Here is a 3,695-nt window from a genome sequence, read left to right on the forward strand (position 1 = left end):
GCCGCGCCCGTCCCGGCCGCCCAACCACACTGGCCGTGGCCGGCCGAGGCCGCGCTGCTCGCCGTACTGCTGGCCGGATGCATGCTGGCGGTCGCCGTCGTGGTCACCGTCCAGGTCCGCCGGGCCGACGCCGCACACCTGCGGGTGGCGCCGTGAAACGATTGCTGACCCGCCGGTGGCTGACCCGCCGACTGCCGGCGCTGCACTGGCCCAGCATCCGTGGTCGTGGCCGTGCCGACGCCGGACCGCTGCTGCTCACCGCCGCCGTCATCGCGACCGTCGCGCTGCTCTCCGGAGCAGCCCCGGCGCTGCTCCGCGCCGCCGCCGACGACGCCGTGCAGGACACGGTCCGCCGCGCCGGCCCCGACGCGAACGTCCTCGCGCACGCCGACTGGGAACGCGACGACGGGCCGACCGGTGGACGGGTCCGGATGCCCCGCCTCGCCGAGGGCGTCGACGACTTCCGCGCCCGGGTGACGTCCGCGCTCGGGCCCGACCTGGACGCCGCGCTGCTCCCGCCCGTCACCGTCGTCAACGGTCCGATCCTCAGCATCACCGACGGCACCGTGCCGCGGACCTTCCAGTTCACCTACCTGGCCGGTGACCTCGACGGCCCGGACGTGGCCTGGATCGCCGGCGGCGCGCCCGGCCCCGCCGTCGCCGACGAATACGTGGAGACCCCCTACGACGGACCGCCCTGGCCGGTGCAGGTCGGTCTCTCCGAGGCGGACGCCGCCGCGCTCGACCTCGGCCCCGGCGATCGCATCCCGGTCAAGGACGGCCAGGGGCGCGACATGGACGTCCGGATCAGCGGGATCTACCGACCCGCGGACAGCGACGACCCGGCCTGGCGACTCGCCCCGGCGCTCCTGCGCCCGACGCCCGGCGTCGACGGCGTGGGGATCACCCGCTTCGGCGGCCTGCTGTCCCGCGAGTCGTTACCGGACGCCCGGCTCGCCGTGGACGAGGACCAACTGCGGCGCACCGTCCACTTCGCACCCGTTCCCGGCGCGCTCACCTGGGACGCCACCGCCGCGCTCGCCAGCCAGGTGGTCAAGCTCAAGGCCACCTCCGGCGCATCGAGCGACCGCGACCAGTCCCTGAGGTGGGAATCGCAGCTCGACACCGCGCTGCGCGACGCCCGTACGCAGATCAGCGCCGCCTCCGCACAGGCCGCCGTCCTGCTCGCCGGGGTGCTGACCGCCACGGTACTGGTCCTGCTGCTCGCCGCCGATCTGCTGGTCCGCCGCCGTACCCCGGCGCTGAGCGTCGCCCGGCAGCGTGGGGCGGCGATACCCGACGTCGGCGCGGAACTGATCGTCGAGTCCACTGTGGTGTCCCTGTCGGCCGCCGCCGTCGGGCTCGCGCTCGCCCGCGCCGCCGTTCCGGGCGTCTCCTGGGCCTGGGCCGTTCCCGTGGTCCTGGCGGGTGCCGTCGCCGGGCCGGCGTTCGGCACCCTCGCCGCCGCCCGTGCCAGCCGCGACCGACGTCAACCCGCCAACCCGGCCGCTCGACGCTGGATCCGGGCCACCGGCCAACTGCGCCGCGCCGCCGTCGAAGCCGCTGTCCTGATCGCCGCGGTCGCCGCCTTCGTCACACTGCACCAACGCGGGCTCCTGCCCGTCGCCTCCGACGACGACACCGGCGAGCTGACCGGCGACCTGATCCTGCCGATCAGCGCCCTCGCGCTGGGCGCGCTCGTCGGCGCGCTCCTCCTGCTCCGACTGCTGCCCCTCGGGACGCGGTTCGCGCTCCGACGGGCCCTGCGCTCGCGCCGCCCGCTGGCCGTGTTCGGTGCCGCCCAGGCGGCCACGACGGCCGGACGCGCGCTGCCGCTCCTGGTGCTGGTCAGCACCACGGCGCTCGCGTCGTTCGCGCTCATCCTCGGCACCACCGTCACCCGGGGTCTGGGCGACGGCGCGTGGAGCACCGTCGGCGCCGACGCCCGCCTCGACGTCGGCGCCGACGCCGAGGCCGCCACGCCCGCGCTGGCCGAGCGCATCGCCGCCGCACCCGGGGTGGGGCAGGTCGTCGTCGCGCAGGTGACCGACTCCGCACGCCTCTTCAGCGAATCGACACTGCTCACCCCACGACTGGTCATCGTGGACACCGCCGCGTTCCAGCGCCTGCTGGCCACCACTCCGCTGCCGGACGCGCCGGCGCTGGCCCGGCTCACGGCACCTGGTCCTGGCGCCGGGGACGTCCCGGCGCTGGTCCGATCGGGCGACGGCGCTCTGCGGACCGGCACGCGGCTGCAGCTACCCCGCGACGGCGCACCGACGATCCGTCTCGCTGCGGTCGGCACCGCTCCCTCCGTCGGCGGTGCCGCCGACGTCGTCATCGTGGACGCCACGGCCCTCGCCGACGCCGGGCTGCCCGCCGTTCCGAACACCGTCTGGGTGACCGGCCCCGGCGCGGCGCAGGCCGTGTCGAACAGCGGCGTCGCCGCCGACGTCGTACTGCGCGCGGACGTCCTGCGGGCGCAGCGAGTGGCTCCACTGACCGCGGGGCTCCTCCGGCTGGCGTGGACGGCCGCCGCGGTGCTGCTGGCGCTGGGGCTGCTCGGCCTCACGCTCGCCGCTGCCGCAGGGGCTGCGCAGCGGTGGCAGACCCTGACCCGGCTGCGGACCCTCGGCCTGCGACCACGCGACGCCCGTTGGGTCGCCGCCGGAGAGGTGCTGCCACCGGTAGTGGTCGCCGCGGTGTGCGGTCCGCTGCTCGCGGCCCTGCTCGCACACCTGACGCTCGGCCCGCTCGACCTGCGGCTGCTCACCGGCCAGGGCGCCGACCCGACGGCGGTCCTGCCGTGGTGGCTGCTGGGCCTGGTGAGCGTGGTGCTGCTGGCGGCGGCCACCACTGTCGTACCTGTCGAGTCGGCGTTGCGGCGACGCGACCGGCTGAGCGAGGTTCTCCGCGCCGGCGAGTGACAGGCTGCCGGAACGGCGAAGCCCGTTACCGGATGTCCGGTAACGGGCCAGCTGATCTGCGTATGGATGGTGGGCGATACTGGGTTTGAACCAGTGACCTCTTCCGTGTCAAGGAAGCGCGCTCCCACTGCGCCAATCGCCCGTGGCGACCGCCGAACCCGGCAGTCAGGCCCCGATGGGGCAGATCGCGAGCGGACGACGGGATTCGAACCCGCGACCCTCACCTTGGCAAGGTGATGCGCTACCAGCTGCGCTACGTCCGCACGTCCCCGACTCGCGTCGGCGACAGGTGAACTCTACCCGATGCCAAGATCGCTTTGCGCGGCACCCTGGGCGGCCGGCGATTGCGCTGGTCGCCACCGGGGTATTGAAGGGCTCGACAGCGCACCACACCCCCTTAAGGAGGCTGTCGTGGGTATCGGCACCAGCATCTTCCTGATCGCGCTCGGCGCGATCCTCACTTTCGCGCTGGACGCGAGCGTCGGCGGCATCAACCTCGACGTGGTCGGTTGGATCCTGATGGGAGCCGGCGTGCTCGGCCTGATCATGACCACCCTGATCTGGGGTCGGCGTCGCCAGGTGGTCACGACCACCGAGCAGCCGGTGGAGTACCGCCAGGTCGAGGAGCGGCGGGACATCGCCCCGCCGCTGTGACCCGGCCAGCTCTACCGCTGGCGGAGCCGCCAGACCAACGTGATTCCAGGCCGGCCGCCTTCGTCGACAGGCCGCCCGCCCCACCCAGACACCTGGTTCCCCCACCGGGACCGC

General features: G+C 74.6%; 2 protein-coding genes and 2 tRNA genes. 2 read left to right on the forward strand and 2 right to left on the reverse strand.

The annotated features are described in order from the left end of the window. The first annotated feature begins 152 nt into the window (after window positions 1-152). Entirely contained in the window at window positions 153-2,927 is a 2,775-nt protein-coding gene (locus tag ACWCO3_RS32765) for an FtsX-like permease family protein (RefSeq protein WP_450013797.1), read from the forward strand. 67 nt (window positions 2,928-2,994) lie between these two features. On the opposite strand, the gene ACWCO3_RS32770 is transcribed toward ACWCO3_RS32765, so the two are convergent. Next, window positions 2,995-3,069: transfer RNA gene (locus ACWCO3_RS32770), tRNA-Val, on the reverse strand. A 48-nt stretch (window positions 3,070-3,117) separates the two neighbouring features. Next, window positions 3,118-3,190 (reverse strand) — tRNA-Gly (locus ACWCO3_RS32775). Window positions 3,191-3,338: 148 nt separating this feature from the next. Between ACWCO3_RS32775 and ACWCO3_RS32780 the strand changes: the two genes are divergently transcribed. Further along, window positions 3,339-3,581 carry a DUF6458 family protein gene (locus ACWCO3_RS32780; RefSeq protein WP_091400768.1) on the forward strand — a complete coding sequence of 81 codons (243 nt, stop codon included), beginning with the start codon at window positions 3,339-3,341 and terminating at the stop codon, window positions 3,579-3,581. Window positions 3,582-3,695 lie beyond the last annotated feature (114 nt).

The organism is Micromonospora sp. NPDC002411, assembly GCF_053592955.1.